The organism is Lancefieldella parvula DSM 20469, assembly GCF_000024225.1.
Lineage (GTDB): Bacteria > Actinomycetota > Coriobacteriia > Coriobacteriales > Atopobiaceae > Lancefieldella > Lancefieldella parvula.
Window position 1 is genome coordinate 661,473 of record NC_013203.1, and the last position, 15,064, is coordinate 676,536.

15 protein-coding genes and 3 tRNA genes are annotated in these 15,064 nt (G+C 45.2%); 15 read left to right on the top strand and 3 right to left on the bottom strand.

The genetic code is table 11. The features are described 5' to 3' along the window. The 6 genes from APAR_RS07125 to APAR_RS03055 all read left to right on the top strand — a co-directional run bounded on the left by APAR_RS07125 (position 1) and on the right by APAR_RS03055 (position 3,552). The gene (locus tag APAR_RS07125) at positions 1-807 is read left to right on the top strand and encodes a hypothetical protein (protein ID WP_012808679.1); all 807 of its coding nucleotides are present in this window, start codon (positions 1-3) and stop codon (positions 805-807) included. Between the two features lie 11 nt (positions 808-818). Continuing rightward, positions 819-1,148 carry a hypothetical protein gene (locus APAR_RS03035; protein ID WP_012808680.1) on the top strand — a complete coding sequence of 110 codons (330 nt, stop codon included), beginning with the start codon at positions 819-821 and terminating at the stop codon, positions 1,146-1,148. A gap of 40 nt (positions 1,149-1,188) precedes the next feature. Then, complete coding sequence (locus APAR_RS03040; protein ID WP_012808681.1) at positions 1,189-1,491, top strand: phage holin; 303 nt, start codon at positions 1,189-1,191, stop codon at positions 1,489-1,491. 2 nt (positions 1,492-1,493) lie between these two features. Next, a complete protein-coding gene (locus tag APAR_RS03045; RefSeq protein ID WP_012808682.1) occupies positions 1,494-2,546 on the top strand; it encodes an N-acetylmuramoyl-L-alanine amidase family protein in 1,053 nt (350 codons plus the stop codon). Positions 2,547-2,760: 214 nt separating this feature from the next. Further along, complete coding sequence (locus APAR_RS03050) at positions 2,761-3,072, top strand: hypothetical protein (RefSeq protein WP_012808683.1); 312 nt, start codon at positions 2,761-2,763, stop codon at positions 3,070-3,072. 51 nt (positions 3,073-3,123) lie between these two features. Then, positions 3,124-3,552, top strand: coding sequence for a helix-turn-helix domain-containing protein (locus APAR_RS03055; RefSeq protein WP_012808684.1), 429 nt, complete (start codon positions 3,124-3,126; stop codon positions 3,550-3,552). A gap of 357 nt (positions 3,553-3,909) precedes the next feature. On the opposite strand, the gene APAR_RS03060 is transcribed toward APAR_RS03055, so the two are convergent. Further along, positions 3,910-3,986, bottom strand: a tRNA-Arg gene (locus tag APAR_RS03060). Positions 3,987-4,131: 145 nt separating this feature from the next. Here APAR_RS03060 and APAR_RS03065 point away from each other — a divergent pair. From APAR_RS03065 to ptsP, 5 genes are all read left to right on the top strand, one after another. Next, positions 4,132-5,322 carry a MalY/PatB family protein gene (locus APAR_RS03065; RefSeq protein WP_012808685.1) on the top strand — a complete coding sequence of 397 codons (1,191 nt, stop codon included), beginning with the start codon at positions 4,132-4,134 and terminating at the stop codon, positions 5,320-5,322. A 232-nt stretch (positions 5,323-5,554) separates the two neighbouring features. After that, a tRNA-His gene (locus APAR_RS03070) sits at positions 5,555-5,630 on the top strand. Positions 5,631-5,645: 15 nt separating this feature from the next. Next, positions 5,646-5,721 (top strand) — tRNA-Lys (locus APAR_RS03075). Positions 5,722-5,851: 130 nt separating this feature from the next. Beyond that, complete coding sequence (locus APAR_RS03080) at positions 5,852-6,868, top strand: 1-phosphofructokinase family hexose kinase (protein WP_012808686.1); 1,017 nt, start codon at positions 5,852-5,854, stop codon at positions 6,866-6,868. A gap of 285 nt (positions 6,869-7,153) precedes the next feature. Further along, positions 7,154-8,857, top strand: coding sequence for a phosphoenolpyruvate--protein phosphotransferase (gene ptsP, locus APAR_RS03085; protein WP_012808687.1), 1,704 nt, complete (start codon positions 7,154-7,156; stop codon positions 8,855-8,857). A 133-nt stretch (positions 8,858-8,990) separates the two neighbouring features. On the opposite strand, the gene APAR_RS03090 is transcribed toward ptsP, so the two are convergent. Continuing rightward, positions 8,991-9,920 carry a diacylglycerol/lipid kinase family protein gene (locus tag APAR_RS03090; RefSeq protein ID WP_012808688.1) on the bottom strand — a complete coding sequence of 310 codons (930 nt, stop codon included), beginning with the start codon at positions 9,918-9,920 and terminating at the stop codon, positions 8,991-8,993. A 172-nt stretch (positions 9,921-10,092) separates the two neighbouring features. Between APAR_RS03090 and APAR_RS03095 the strand changes: the two genes are divergently transcribed. Next, on the top strand, positions 10,093-10,947 hold the full coding sequence (locus tag APAR_RS03095) for an ABC transporter permease (RefSeq protein ID WP_012808689.1): 855 nt from the start codon (positions 10,093-10,095) through the stop codon (positions 10,945-10,947). A gap of 7 nt (positions 10,948-10,954) precedes the next feature. Here the strand turns inward: APAR_RS03095 and APAR_RS03100 are convergent, their stop codons facing one another. Continuing rightward, a complete protein-coding gene (locus tag APAR_RS03100; protein WP_012808690.1) occupies positions 10,955-11,674 on the bottom strand; it encodes a GntR family transcriptional regulator in 720 nt (239 codons plus the stop codon). A gap of 295 nt (positions 11,675-11,969) precedes the next feature. On the opposite strand from APAR_RS03100, the gene APAR_RS03105 reads away from it, so the two are divergent. From APAR_RS03105 to APAR_RS03115, 3 genes are all read left to right on the top strand, one after another. After that, entirely contained in the window at positions 11,970-13,280 is a 1,311-nt protein-coding gene (locus APAR_RS03105) for an ABC transporter substrate-binding protein (RefSeq protein WP_012808691.1), read from the top strand. 83 nt (positions 13,281-13,363) lie between these two features. Beyond that, positions 13,364-14,218, top strand: coding sequence for a carbohydrate ABC transporter permease (locus APAR_RS03110; RefSeq protein WP_012808692.1), 855 nt, complete (start codon positions 13,364-13,366; stop codon positions 14,216-14,218). After that, on the top strand, positions 14,218-15,057 hold the full coding sequence (locus APAR_RS03115; protein WP_012808693.1) for a carbohydrate ABC transporter permease: 840 nt from the start codon (positions 14,218-14,220) through the stop codon (positions 15,055-15,057). Before APAR_RS03110 ends, APAR_RS03115 begins: the two co-directional genes overlap by 1 nt. The last annotated feature ends 7 nt before the right edge of the window (positions 15,058-15,064 follow it).

Genomic DNA, 15,064 nt, shown 5'->3' on the forward strand with positions numbered 1-15,064 from the left:
ATGGCAGTTACATGTGTTGATGGTCAAGGTACAGCACCTCACATTACTGGTGCAGATAAAGGACGTTTGCACGCTGGTGTTTTTGGTGAGAAGAGTGTCGTTCTTGCGGTTGGTAAGCGCTTAGAAGCAACACAAGAAGGCGCCAACCGAGTAACTATTGCGACAGGTGATGCCATTATTCATGGAAGACAGGTAAGTGTAACTGCTCCAGAGCAAATCACGATCACTTCAGGTACACAAGGACAGAATCGTAACGATTTTATTTGTCTTAAGTATGAACGTGATTTACATGGTATTGAGTCAGCAAAACTTGAGGTGTTACGAGGTATTCCAACAACAGGTGAAGCCAAAGACCCGCTTGTACCCGCTGGAAACGTTTTAAGTGGTGACGCTCAAGATTACTTTCCAATCTACCGAGTAAAGCTAAATGGTGTTGTAGCGTCTAAGCCAGAACAACTTTTTATAGTTGCTGACACGCTTTATCAAGAGAATAGCGATCTTAAGCATTGGACTACTTTGCAGGATGACGGAACGTGTCGTGTTCGTTACTGCATCCGCAGCGGAGTGATGTATCTCGATTGTTACCTTGTAGCGGGCATGGCTACATATAAATCCACGGAACAAATGCCAGACAATCTTTTACCTGCAATCGAGGGGTATTACCCTCTAGGCACACAGACAGGCAATAACACGGCAAAGATTTGGGTCGGTGCGGCTGGTGGCGGTGACGGTCATATTTACTTCTATAACTGGTCTAGCGGTTATGCGACTGGAATAATTCCACTTTTACCCAAGAGCATGGAGTAGAAGGTGACAGCATGAACCCACTAACATTCGAGCAAATAATCGCTATTGTCTCATTTCTTGGAATGATGGTTTCGCTCATCAATGGTGCACGTGCAATGACCAGAGCAAGCAACGAAGACGCTATGCGACTTGTGCGCATTGAAGAAGGCATCAAGCAGCTCAAGGGGGACGCAGAAGACAATCAGAAAGCGTTCGCTGCGTACATGGCTCGCACCGATGAAGTCATCTCTAGTGTCAAAGATACGATCGCTCAACATGATACCCGTCTAGCCGTGGTTGAGGATGTGACCCGCACACAGGCGGGGAGGCTCGAGCGTCTGGAGAAGGCGCATACCCATTAGGTAATTATTGGAAGTTAAAAATCGTTTAAGGAGAAAAGCAATGATTAACTGGAAAGTACGTCTACACAATCCCGCTTGGTGGTTGGGAATGGCAGGTATTGTTATGAGTCCAATCCTGGCATATCTTGGACTGGCTTATTCTGACTTGACTACATGGGGCAGTCTTGCTGATGTGTTCGTGAAGTTCATCAGCAACCCTTATCTCATCGGTACTGTGGTTGTAGCGGTCCTTGGTGCTATCGGCGTCACGGTTGACCCAACAACCAAGGGACTAAGCGATTCTGCACGTGCAATGACATACGAAAAACCAAGCACGAGCCCTTTAGACACCGAGGAGAAATAACAATGGCTGACTTTTCAGGCGAGATTACCGCTGACGCGTATATTCCAACGTCAGCTTATTCAGCTGGGCGAGACGGTCATTTCGTGCAGTATATCGTGGTACATCATGAAGCTGCCATAGGCTTAGACGGTGCGGCCATTACTGCCATGTGGGACAGGATGCAGGCACAGTCTGCGCACTATTCTGTGGATGGTGCAGGCACTATCACTCAGCACGTACTGGAGAGCAATACCGCATGGGCGTGTGGTCGTTGGACTGCTAATTGCGAGAGCATCTCGATTGAGCACGCGAACAACTCCTCATCGCCCTGGACTGTCTCTGAAGCTACCTTAGAGAGCGGTGCGCACCTTGTTGCTGCGTTGCTCATTAAGTACGGGCTCGGATACCCGCGTTGGGGTGGCAATGTTCGTCCACACAAACAGATCGTGGCAACCGCTTGTCCTGGCGAGCTTGCTGGCTCTCAGAACACTCACTATATGGAGCGTGTATGTTACTGGTACGAGGTCATGACAGGCAAACGATCAACTTCTGAGATTGGTTGGCATACCGACGGCAAGGGCAGCTGGTGGTATCAGACGGGCGAGTCATCGAGTGAATACGCGGTCGGCTGGTACCGTGTGGGTATGAAGTGGTATTACTTCAATGAGAAAGGCTGGATGTTAACCGGTTGGGTTCACACCGATGACGGACACGGTTCAGACAAGCTTTGGTGGTACTTCAATGACGACGGTTCGCTTTTTTCCGATGACTGGTTGGAGTACAACGGCAACTGGTATTTGCTAGCGTCTGATGGTCACATGGCTACCGGCTGGGTAGAAGATAAAGATAGAGATAAGTGGTACTATCTTGACGAAACAGGGCGCATGATTACTGGCTGGTTGAAGCTCGACAATGACTGGTTCTATCTGCGTTCCGATGGCTCACGAGTTGAGGACTGCTTGTATGAAGTCGGAGCAGATAACATCTGTGCCTTCGATAAGAAAGGTAAGCTTCTCACAGGCGACATTACAGTCACAACCAACGACGACGGTTACATCGCAGGAATTAAGGCTTAGTGTTATACTGTAACTGTTGATTTTTGGGAGCAAGCTCTCCTTCCTCAAACAAACCCCTCTCGCTGCAACGAGAGGGGTTCTTTTTTATGTGTATCGAATTGTGATGGAATTATGAAGAGGTATTTCTATCTTGCATTAGTCCTATAACAGGACTATGTTATATATCAACAGAGGGGGACACAAGGTCGAACCTCAACCCAGAAAGGGGAATGAAATGAAATTCACTAAGACTTCCGCAAAGCAGCTTACCGAATTCATGGCAATCATGGACAAGGATGGATGCGTTCCATCCAGTGAGTGGGTCAGCGGCAACTATGCAACCAAGCACGCAAAGGCACTCCCACCATTTGTTACAAGGTTTGAGCGCAAAGAGTATAGCAAGACCAACCTTCCAAAGAATGGCACACCAGAGCGTACCGCTTACTGGTACTTCAAAGAGAACACTCGCCGTCGTGTGGTTCTTGTACTCGATAAAGAAGCAGCGATGAACTTCTTCTTTGAAGCAGCAAAGGGCAAGGAGTTCTAAGAAAGCAAGACAGCCCCTCGAAAGAGGGGCTTACTCTTAGAGAGGATACACATGAGAACAAAGCAAGAATTCAAGGCTTTACGAGAACAGACAGGAATCACGCAGGACTATCTGGCACAAGCTCTTGGAGTTCGTGAGAGGTCTGTAAGACGCTGGGAAAGCATCACAGAGGAAGGTTACAACGCTCCACAAGACGCGTGGGACATTCTTGATGATGCTTTGAAGTTGCAGCGTCAAGTAGTCTCTGCAGCCTTAGGGCAGGTTGAGGAAGCTGCTCAAGAGGTTGGCAGCTATCCAGCCAGTGTGAAGCTGGTCTACTGGTCTACCCAAGTAGAATACGATGAGCACCATTGCATAGACGATGGCGGAGACTGGCGACAGGCTAACGCAACCGCACGCATTGTCTCGTATGCGCTCCATGAACGAGGAATCGAGACTGATTGGATCAGCGGAGCGGACAACTTAGTTCCAAAGCAATAAATGCAACAATTCGCCCTCATCTAGTGGTAGATGAGGGCGTTTTTTATGGGTAAATACTCCAGCTTGCAATTTGCGTGGCTTAAAACGCCTTACAACAAGCCGTTTAACTGGTTATTTGTAAAGCTGATTTTTACCGGTTTAATCTTTGAAGTATTTCAATACGGTTAAATGTACCGTTTTTCTATCTAATATCATTATTTGAATATATCGAGGTAAATGGCCTGTCTAAATAGTTAAAACTTTTATTCGAACAGGTATTCGTTTTTTAATTTGGTTTGCAGAGGGGGTGCAAAAAGGGTGCACTTGTAAAAAAATTTAACAAAAAAGGTAGACGGCAAGCCATCTACCTTGGGTTTTTGGTGCCTCCTGCGCGATTCGAACGCGCGACCTGCGGTTTAGAAGACCGACGCTCTATCCAGCTGAGCTAAGGAGACGTATTGCGTCGTTCATTATAGCAATAAGGATTGCAAATTCATTGCGCTATCAAAGATTTTCTCGTCAGAGAATAACAAATGAAATGAAAAGTAGTTACACTAAAAGCGGCTACACTGATTATGGGCTTACGGAAACGGAGACAGTATGTCTTACGATTTTGAATCTCGCGTTAATCGAGCTGGTACTGGTTCTAGAAAATGGAACGTCATGTATGACGTTAATCCAGATGTAGCTCCTGGTATTCCACCTTTTTCTGTTGCTGATATGGAATACCATACAGCTCCAGAGATTGTTGAGGGCCTTAAGGAATATATCAACGATGCAATTCTTGGTTATTCCACGCCAACTAATCAGATGAAGCAGGCTGTGTGCAAGTGGATGAAGACTCGTCATGACTGGGATGTAAAGCCAGAGTGGCTGCTCAACTCTTCTGGCGTGGTGCCTGCGCTTTTTGCATCTGTTACTGAGTTTACCAAGCCAGATGAGGGTGTCATTTTGTTCACGCCTGTCTATCGTCCATTCTACATGGCAGTAGAGGAGAATAACCGTGCGCTGGTAGAGTGTCCGCTCGTCTTGTCAGAGGGTCCTCACTACGATATTGACTTTGATTTGTTTGAGAAGCTTGCTGCTGAGCCAAAGAATACCATGGTCATTTTGTGTTCACCTCACAATCCAAGTGGCCGTGTGTGGACCAAAGAGGAGCTTACGCGTATTGCAGAGATTGCGGTTAAGCATAACCTCATTGTGGTTGCCGACGAGATCCATCATGACCTTATCATGCCAGGCTCCTCGCATAGCGTTTTTGAAACGCTCTCTGATGCGGTTGCAGCACGTACTATTACCTGCACGTCTCCATCAAAGAGTTTCAACCTGGCCGGCACACAGTTCAGCAACATTATTGTGAGCAACCCAGAACTGCGTGAGCGCCTTGAGAAGCGCTTGCAGGCCCGAGAGACTACTTCATGCAATCCAATCAGCTTCAAGGCCTGTGAGCTGGCTTACAGTAAGGGCGGAGCATGGCTGGACGCATGTATCAAGGCCGTTGATGCCAACCAGAGGCTGCTCCTGGACTTCTTTACCACTAAGCATCCTCGCGTGAAGCTTGCGCCAATCACGGGAACCTACCTTCAGTGGCTCGACTTCAGAGATCTTGGCCTTACGTCAGAAGAGCTTAATCACCTCTTGCAGTTTGAGGCCCAGGTATTTTTCACCGACGGCGTCTTCTTCGGCGAGGCCGCCCAGGGTTTCAAGCGCTGGAATTTGGCAGCCCCTCGCGTCGAGATTGAAGAGGCGTTGGATCGCCTGGACGTAGCGCTCACGGCTCACGGATTCTAAGTGAGGTCTGCGCTTTCTGACTCTTCATATCTTCATATAGCTGACCTTATGGCACATATACTCAGGTGTCGAGAAGCTCGTTTTTCTCCGCATTTTGTTTGGCGAGAAGTCCGTCGAGCTGGAAAATTTCAAAGAAAATCAAAAAAAGAGTTTGAAAATCTGCGTTTCTCACTTGCATCTTTTTCTGATTCTGTAATAATGATTTAGCCGCGTTTCATGAGGTGGCTAAATGGTGGGAGTAGCTCAGTTGGCAGAGCGACGGACTGTGGCTCCGTAGGTCGAGGGTTCGAGCCCCTTTTCCCACCCCATTTGAAACGTTAATTGGATCGTTAGCTCAGCTGGTAGAGCAGGGGACTCTTAATCCCAAGGTCCAGGGTTCGAACCCCTGACGATCCACCATTTGAATTTCAGACCTCGACTCGTGTCGGGGTTTTTATTTTTTGTGTGTCGCTAGTTTCTAATTGTTTGTTGTGAGTGATTGCGTCATACTAAAGTCTCCATGATTATATTGTAGTTCGGAGGACTTGCCGTGATTTACACAATGACGCTTAATCCCGCGCTTGACTATGTCATGCATCCAAACACATTGGACATGGGCTTTACCAACCGTTCTTCGTCAGAAGAGTTGCACTGCGGTGGTAATGGAATTAACGTCTCTACACTCTTAAAAGAGCTTGACAAGGTCACCGTTGCCATGGGCATTGTTGGTGGCTTTACTGGTGAATACCTGCTAAGCGATTTGCAGAGACAGGGAATTCCAAGTAACTTTGTTAAGTTGGATTCTGGTTTTACTCGTATTAATGTCAAACTTAACGGCATTGTTATGACTATGGTCAACGGCAATGGTCCACGCATTCCAGAAAAAAAGGTTGATGAGCTTCTGGAGCGTATGGATGTTGTTGGCTCAGGTGACACTCTAGTTCTTACCGGATCTATTCCAAGCTCGCTTCCAGAAGATATCTATACTCGTCTTATGGCTCAGCTTGCAGGTCGCGGTATTCAGTTTGTTGTTGACGCTCCTGGTCAGCTGCTTATGGAGGCCATTAAGGCTCAGCCATTCTTGATTAAGCCTAACAATCATGAGGTTGGCCGTATCTTTGACGCTAATCCAGAGACTCCAGAAGAGTGCATTCCATTTGCTAAGAAGCTTCAGGATGGCGGTGCTCGTAACGTTATCGTTTCTTGTGGTGGTGCAGGTTCTTTGCTTCTGGACGAGTACGGTGCTGAGCATATTGTTCCAACTGCTAAGATTCGCCTTGTTAACGCAACTGGTGCTGGTGACTCTATGGTAGCTGGCTTCTTGGCAAAGACCACTGCTGGCTACGATTATGACACTGCGCTTATTTACGCTTCTGCCTGCGGTACTGCAACTGCTGCAAGTAAGGGAATTGCAAAACGCGCAACCATCGATCGTGTTGTCACTGCTCTCTACAAGAAGATGGGTCGAGAAATGCCTGCATCTATTGCTGAAGAGATTCAGCTTGCTCGTCATAAAGAGGAGGCTCGCGAAGGTAAGTCTTCTTGGCTTGCAGATTCTGACCAGTAATCACAGATAGAACGTGTAGTTTTCTTGATAAGAAAACCTCAGATGATGCACTCGTACTGCGAGAAACGTACATAATATTTTTACTATTGTGAACCTATAAACACTTGGCAGAAAAGATTTTTTTGCCAAGTGTTTTTTATTGAAATTTATTTAAAGATACTCGTAACGTAACAGGTTAAAAAAATGTTACTCTGTAAAAAGATAGTTTGTTTCTGTGACTGTTGTCCTATTTGGATAGGCTTGCAGAATTTATACACCGCTAAGCGGACAATGATAGGAGCAAGTATGTTTGAGGGAGTCAATGCGTCTAACGGAATCGGCATCGGTGCTGCTCAGGTTGCTGTAGATCCAGATCTTACTTTTACTCCGCACACTGTTGAAGACACTGCTGCAGAGAAGGCTCGTTACGCAGAGGCTGTAACTAAGTTCATCGCACAGACTAATGCGCAAATTGAGCGTATGACTAAGACGGTGGGTGAGGAAGCTGCTGCAATTATGGGTGCTCACATTGAGTTTGCAGAGGATGAGGGCATCAAAGAGGCCGTTAACAGCGCTATTGACGGTGGTACCTGTGTTGAGCAGGCTGTAAGCGACGCATATGACATGTATTACAACATGTTCCTTGGCATGGAGGATGAACTCTTCCGTGAGCGCGCAGCAGACGTTGCAGACGTAAAGACTGGTCTTCTCGCTGATCTTCTTGGCAAAGAGGTTGTTGACCTCTCTACGCTTCCAGAGAACTCCGTCATTGTCTGCCGTGAGCTGACTCCTTCAATGACCGCAGATATTGATAAGGACCACGTTGCAGGTATTGTTACCGAGACTGGTGGTCGTACTTCTCACTCCGCAATCATTGCTCGTGCTCTTGAGATCCCTGCAGTTCTTTCTGTTCCTAACATCACTTCTGAGGTTGCAACTGGCAACGCTATTGTTGTCGACGGCACTAACGGCAAGGTTGTTGTTAATCCTTCTGAGGCTGAGCTTGCTGAGTACAAGGCTCAGGCTGAGGCTTACGCTGCAGAGAAGGCTGCTCTTGAGGCTTATCGCGGTAAGGAGACCGTAACTGCTGACGGCATTAAGGTTCTGCTTGTTGCTAATATCGGTAATCCAGATGACGCTAACGGCGCAGTTGACGCTGATGCTGAGGGTATCGGTCTTTTCCGCTCCGAGTTCCTGTTCATGGATGCAAAGGAGCTGCCAAGCGAGGAAGAGCAGTTTGCTGCTTATCAGAAGGTTGCTCTGCGCATGAAGGATAAGCCAGTCATCATCCGTACTCTTGATGTCGGTGGTGATAAAGAGATTCCTTATCTCAACATGAAGGCTGAGGAGAATCCATTCATGGGCTTCCGCGCTATTCGCTACTGCCTTAACAATGCTGAGCAGTACAAGGTTCAGCTCCGCGCCCTTCTCCGTGCATCTGCATTTGGTGACATCAAGATTATGCTTCCTCTTGTCACTACTGTTGACGAGGTTCGTCAGGCAAAAGCTCTTGTTGAGGAGTGCAAGGGTGAGCTTGACGCTAAGGGTGTAGCATACAACAAAGATATTGAGGTAGGCACCATGATCGAGACTCCATCTGCATCTCTGATTGCAGATAAGCTGGCTCGTGAGTGCGATTTCTTCTCCATTGGTACCAATGACCTTATTGGCTACACCATGTGCGCCGACCGTGGCAATGATCGCGTTGCATATCTCTACGAGGTCTATCAGCCATCCGTCCTCCGTTCCCTCAAGTACCTCATTGGTGAGGGTAACAAAAAGAAGATTATGGTTGGCATGTGCGGTGAGGCAGCTGCAGATCCACTGCTCATCCCAGTCCTTCTTTCCTTTGGCCTGGATGAGTTCTCCGTCTCTGCTCCATCTGTCCTGCGTACCCGCAAGACCATTGCAGCTTGGACAAAGGCTGAGGCAGACGAGCTTACTGCTCGTGTCATGGAGCTTGATACCGCAGCTGAGGTTAAGGCTCTGCTTGAGCGTGAAGCTCGCTAAGTTTTTAGTTCATATAATACAAATTCAAGGGCATCTACATTGGCAGGTGCCCTTGTTTTATGTGCGTTAAACCTTTTGTCGAGAAGATCGGTCTTCTCGCAATATAACGCGCGTCATGCGAGCACGTTACGCACTAGGGAACAACCACGGAAAGCGCGTCGGGGATGACCTCAATGACAAATTGCTCTGCAAAAGGAAGTTCTTCGCCATCAACCTGAACAGGAACCGGCTTGTGGAAAGTTACCACTGCTTGTTTGAGATGACGTTCTTCAATGATACGGGAGTTGATGTGTTTGCCAGACTTTGCTAGACCAAACAAGGCTAGCAGGTGGGGGATATTAGGGACTTTGGTGTTATAACAAACGGTGAGCAGACCATCATCTGGCTGGGCATGTGGGCAAACTTTAAAGCCACCGCCGTATGTAGGTCCAACTTGGAAGGCCATGATAAGAGCTTGGAGGTCAATGTCCTTCTCGCCATCAAACGAGACGGTGCAGGGATAACCCTTGCTACCTGCAGACATGAACTTAAGGCCCGAGGTAAAGAAGAGTGCTTCGCCTTCAGTTGATGAGTTGTTTGCACGTCGCTTTGTGGTATCGATTGCAATAGCTGCGTCAAGTCCAAATGACATAGTTTCCATAAAGTAGACGTCGTTGATGCGACCAATCTCTAGTTGCTTAATCTTGCCGCGAACTAGCTGCGCAAAAGCGCCTTCTGGATCGTTGATTTTCATGCCCAGTGTGCGCGCATAATCGTTTCCAGAGCCCATAGGGATAATGCCAAGCGCTGGGCGTGTTTCTGGCGATAAGGTCATGAGACCATTAACCACCTCATGGATAACGCCATCTCCGCCAAGTGTGACAACCGTGTCAAAATCTGCAGCTTCTGAGGCCATAACACGAGCGTCTCCCATAGCTGTGGTGAGCTTGAGCTCGTATCCATCCGTTGCGGCTGAATAGCTGGTAAGGAAGTGTCGAGCAAATTCCGCACCTGCAGCGCCTTTACCACTATGAGCAGCGGGATTAGCTATGATAAGTGTGCGTCCAAGAGGGGATTGAGACATTTTGCACCATTTCTATAAGTACTGCCGTTGAGCGGTTGTTACTAAGTAGTTCTGCCACTATACATATAAACAAAATAGTGGAGAAAACAGTTCAACAACGTTTCAAGTTTAAACGGCTTTGTCTGTCTGTGCTAGGATAAACCATACAGAAATTGGTAGAAAAGGATAGCGCGTGAGCGAGTCTTCAACACAAACTAATAATGCGCAGGGTGCAAGTACAAGTCTCGTGGCTGTTTCTGCTCGAGATGCATGGTACCCAACGCATCAGCGTGATCAGTTCATTTTGCGTCAGCTGGTAAGTAAAGACTTCAAACTCAAGTATCGCCGTTCTATCTTGGGTGTTGTATGGTCGGTTTTAAACCCACTTTTGATGATGGCAGTTATGGCAGTTGTCTTTTCTACTTTTTTGGGAAACCGCGCTGAAGATGTTGTGAACTATCCTCTGTATCTAATTCTTGGTAATACGGCATTTCAGCTGATGAATGATGCGACTACTATGGGAATGCGCTCAATTATTGATGCATCCAGCCTGCTGAAGAAAGTTCGCATCAATCGCGTTGTTTTTCCTGTTCAGAAAGTACTTTTTGCAGTTGTAAACTATCTTTTCTCGCTTATTGCTGTTGGCATTGTTATGCTTGTCTTCCGTATCCCACTGACGATCTACGCACTGCTGACACCTGTTGCTTTGCTGCTCTTGACTGGTTTTTGTATTGGCCTTGCAATGCTTCTTTCGGCTCTTGCGGTCTTTTTTAGAGATGTCATTCATTTGTGGAGTGTTGTGACTACCGCATGGATGTATGGCACACCATTGTTTTACTCCGTTAACATTATGTCACCTTGGATGCTTCAGATTGAGCGCTTTAATCCAATGTTCCACTTTGTGACATTTATTAGAGACTGTCTCCTTTTTCAGAAGTTCCCTGCAACAAGCACAATTTTAGGTTGTCTTGTTTCTGCAGTTCTTGCCTTAGTTATCGGCTACACTGTTTTCCACAAACTAGAGAAGAAATTTATTCTGCACATTTAACGCCAGGTTATCTTTTTGAAATAACCTTATAGCAGAATGTTTCTGGGTGACTGCGAGTTTGCGTAAAGCCAAACATAACGCCTCTTGAGTTAAAAGAATGACTTTCTACCACTGCAACGCAATTAAAAGATCCAAGTTCCAAATGTTGGCGGTCTTCTTCAGTTGCCAGCTCAACACTGATTGTTCTTTTGCTTTTTAAAATTTTCATATGAAGTGTGTTTTCTAGATAAGCAAAAATAGATGTTGCTGCATCTTCAATGGTTAAATTCCCTGCAGCAGACGCCAAAAGGTAGTCGTTATCTATCTGGCGAGAAGATCCATTGAGCTTGCGGATTCGAACTATATGTATAAGTTCTTCGCCCGCTTTAAAACCAGTTTGATGAGAAATATCGTCTGTACACGGTATATGCTCAAAGACAATGACGTTTGTATCAGGTACAAGATTATTTCTATGGGCATATTCTTGAAAGGACTCGAGTCCTTCTAGTGAGCCAATAACCTCACTTGGTTTTTTCTGCCAAATAACGCGGACACCTCTACCATGAATTGGTTGAAGGAAGGCTTCGTCTGATAGGAGAGTAAGCGCCCGTCGGACGGTGTTTCTAGAGCAGGAATATATTTTGGTGAGCTCCATTTCAGTAGGTAAAAAGGACTCATATGCGTATGTTCCGTCTAAGATCTTATTTTTCAAATTTTGATAAATCGTATCAAACCGTACACTTGGCATATTTTTCCTTAACAAACTACTGAAGGTTAGAGTTATGTGTTCAAATCACTCTTGATTAGATAGTATCTTTATAAAAATGGAACGAACATAAAATAGTTCCCTTCATACCATTTACCGATATTTTTATACCGTTCAGAAGTGAGTTGTTCAAACAACTTGATAGTACAAATATACTTTTCTTTGTTAGACATAAGCTAAATTGTTTTGACAGTGTATCAAAGCAGAGCTTATGAGAATCATGAGAAGAGACGTCAACCTAGCAAAGAGTTAGGAGCGCTCTCTAAGGAGGAGTCTTATGTCCGGTATCAATCGTAGGCAGTTTGTCACCTTAAGTGCATCAGCTCTTTGCTCACTGGGTCTTGTTGCTTGTGGAGGAAATAACAACCAAAAGCAGGGAGGATCTGATTCAGCAAAAGGTTCAGTTTATTTTCTAAACTTCAAGCCTGAGGCTGATCAGCAGTGGAAAGATCTTGCAGCTAAGTATACTGAGGAAACTAAGGTTCCAGTAAAGGTAGTAACTGCTGCTTCTGATACCTATGCACAGACATTCCAGTCTGAGATTAACAAGGACGCTTCTGTAGCACCAACACTGTTCCAGACAAATGGACCTTCCGGTCTTATTGGTGTAAAGGATTACTGTATTGATCTTAAGGGCGCCAAGATTCTAGATGAGCTCACAAATGATGCTCTTAAGCTTCAGGAGGATGGCGTTGTCTATGGCGTTGACTATGTAGAGGAAGACTACGGCATTATCTACAACAAGAAGTTGCTTGAGAAGGCAGGCTATAAGGGAGATGACATCAAGGACTTTGCTTCTCTGAAGAAGGTTGTTGAGGATATTCAGTCTCGCAAAGCAGAACTTGGTGTAAAGGGAGCATTTACCAGTGCTGGTCTTGATTCAAGTTCCGACTGGCGCTTTACCACTCACTTGGCTAACCTCCCTCTTTACTATGAGTTCAAAGACACTGGAAAGCCAGATGCTAAAGAGATTAAAGGAACCTATTTGCCTAACTACAAGCAAATTTTTGATCTCTATATTAACAATGCTACTTGTAGTCCTACTGAGCTTGCTGGTAAAACGGGCGATGACGCTGTTGCAGAGTTTGTTAACGGCGAGGCTGTCTTCTATCAGAATGGTACTTGGGCATACAATGACATCAAGGGACTTGGTGACGATGCTCTTGGCATGATTCCAATTTATATTGGTGTTAAGGGTGAAGAGAAGCAGGGTATGTGCTCTGGCGGTGAGAATTATTGGTGCGTTAGCTCAAAGGCGGACGACGCTTCCCAGAAGGCAACACTTGATTTTATGTACTGGTGTGTAACTTCTGATACTGCTACTACAGCAATTGCAGAAGATATGGGCCTTACTATTCCATTCAAGAATGCAAAAGCAACTAAGAATGCTCTTGCAAACATTGCAGCTGAGTACGCAAAGAAGGGCAATGAGTCCGTAGCTTGGGACTTCATTTACATTCCTTCACAGGAGTGGAAGAACAACGTTTCCAGCGCACTTAAGGGTTATGCAGCAGGAACAGAGGACTGGGATGCCGTAAAGTCTGCATTCGTTGATGGTTGGAAGACTGAAAAAGAGGCCAACGCATAGTGGCCCTTCTAGTAATGCTTTGATTGGTGAGAGACGAGAAGAGAGATCTCTCTTCTCGTCTCTTGTTATAGGAGGGTATTTCTATGGCAAAGATGTTGAAGCGGTGGTGGCCATTATTTGTTCTGCCTACAGCGCTATCTTTTTTGTTTGGCTTTCTGATTCCGTTTGTACAGGGATTTTATCTTTCATTTTGTAAATTTATTACCATTAGCGATGCTAAACCAGTTGGTCTAGATAATTATGTGGCAGCTTTTTCTGATCCACAGTTTGCCCATGCTTTTTTGTATACCGCATTATTTGCACTAGTCTCAACAGTTCTTATTAATGTGTTGGCGCTTGCAATTGCACTTGCCTTAACTAGAAAGAATCTTAAGGGCACCAATTCATTTAGGACTGTCTTTTTTATGCCAAACCTTATTGGCGGCATTGTCTTGGGTTATATCTGGAATATTTTGATTAACTGTATACTCTCTATTGTAGGTGAGCAGCTTCTTGCACTTAATAGTACTGCTGGATTCTGGGGAATGATTATTCTTACCCTGTGGCAGCAAGTTGGTTACATGATGATTATTTATATTGCTGGCTTGCAGTCTATTCCAAGTGATTATCTTGAAGCAGCACGAGTTGATGGAGCAAATGCTTGGCAGACGCTTTGGAAGGTAAAAATTCCAAACCTTATGTCTACCATTACTATTTGTCTTTTTTTGACGGTAACAAATGGCTTTAAATTATTTGATCAGAACTTGGCGCTTACTGCAGGTGAGCCTAAGCATACAACTGAAATGCTTGCCCTTAATATTTACAATACCTTCTATGCTCGACAGGGAGCAAAGTGGATGGGTATTGGTCAGGCTAAAGCTGTTATTTTCTGCATTTTAGTTATTTGTATAGTCATGATTCAGCTGAGAGCCACCAGGTCAAAGGAGGTGCAGCAATAATGAAACGCGAAAAAATTATTAATAGAGTTTTAGCCGTATTTTTTACCATTCTTTCTCTTGCATGGATTTATCCAATGGTTATGATTTTGATGAATTCATTTAAGCAAGAAACAACTATTACTACATCTACAGCGTTTGATTTAGTAACTTCAGAAAACTCTGCAGGTTTTGCTAACTACATTGCTGCTTTAGAGAAGCAAGGCTTTTTAGCGGCCTTTGGCTATTCCTTGGTAATTACCGTTACATCTGTAGTACTGATTTTGGTTTGCTGCTCAATGTGTGCATGGTTTATTGTTCGTGTAAAAGATCGCATGAGCAACATTCTGTATTACCTGTTTGTTTTCTCGATGGTAGTGCCTTTCCAGATGCTTATGTTTACGCTATCCAATATGGCAAATACGCTTGGATTTAATACTCCTTTCAATATTTGCTTCATTTACTTGGGTTTTGGTGCTGGATTAGCAGTATTTATGTTTGCTGGATTTGTTAAGACTATTCCGCTTGAGATTGAGGAAGCCGCTACTATTGATGGCTGTAATCCACTCCAGACGTTCTTCCATGTTGTCTTGCCTATTATGAAACCAACATACATTTCTGTTGGTATTCTCGAAACCATGTGGGTTTGGAATGACTATTTGCTTCCATATCTTGTATTGGATAGAACCAAATATCAAACCATTCCAATTTTGATTCAGTACTTTAGAGGTGGATATGGACACGTAGAGATGGGTCCAATGTTTGCCTGCATCATGATGGTTATTATCCCAATCGTCATTATGTATTTGTTGTGCCAGCGTTACATCATTAATGGTGTTATTTCTGGTGCTGTAAAAGGCTAAATCTCAA

Bases quoted from the DNA above. Each gene is read 5' to 3' on its own strand.
- APAR_RS03100 (WP_012808690.1), bottom strand. From the start codon at position 11,674: ATGCCAAGTGTACGGTTTGATACGATTTATCAAAATTTGAAAAATAAG.
- APAR_RS03105 (WP_012808691.1), top strand. From the start codon at position 11,970: ATGTCCGGTATCAATCGTAGGCAGTTTGTCACCTTAAGTGCATCAGCT.
- APAR_RS03055 (WP_012808684.1), top strand. From the start codon at position 3,124: ATGAGAACAAAGCAAGAATTCAAGGCTTTACGAGAACAGACAGGAATC.
- APAR_RS03115 (WP_012808693.1), top strand. From the start codon at position 14,218: ATGAAACGCGAAAAAATTATTAATAGAGTTTTAGCCGTATTTTTTACC.
- APAR_RS03040 (WP_012808681.1), top strand. From the start codon at position 1,189: ATGATTAACTGGAAAGTACGTCTACACAATCCCGCTTGGTGGTTGGGA.
- APAR_RS07125 (WP_012808679.1), top strand. From the start codon at position 1: ATGGCAGTTACATGTGTTGATGGTCAAGGTACAGCACCTCACATTACT.
- APAR_RS03090 (WP_012808688.1), bottom strand. From the start codon at position 9,920: ATGTCTCAATCCCCTCTTGGACGCACACTTATCATAGCTAATCCCGCT.
- APAR_RS03035 (WP_012808680.1), top strand. From the start codon at position 819: ATGAACCCACTAACATTCGAGCAAATAATCGCTATTGTCTCATTTCTT.
- APAR_RS03110 (WP_012808692.1), top strand. From the start codon at position 13,364: ATGGCAAAGATGTTGAAGCGGTGGTGGCCATTATTTGTTCTGCCTACA.
- APAR_RS03045 (WP_012808682.1), top strand. From the start codon at position 1,494: ATGGCTGACTTTTCAGGCGAGATTACCGCTGACGCGTATATTCCAACG.
- APAR_RS03065 (WP_012808685.1), top strand. From the start codon at position 4,132: ATGTCTTACGATTTTGAATCTCGCGTTAATCGAGCTGGTACTGGTTCT.
- APAR_RS03050 (WP_012808683.1), top strand. From the start codon at position 2,761: ATGAAATTCACTAAGACTTCCGCAAAGCAGCTTACCGAATTCATGGCA.
- ptsP (WP_012808687.1), top strand. From the start codon at position 7,154: ATGTTTGAGGGAGTCAATGCGTCTAACGGAATCGGCATCGGTGCTGCT.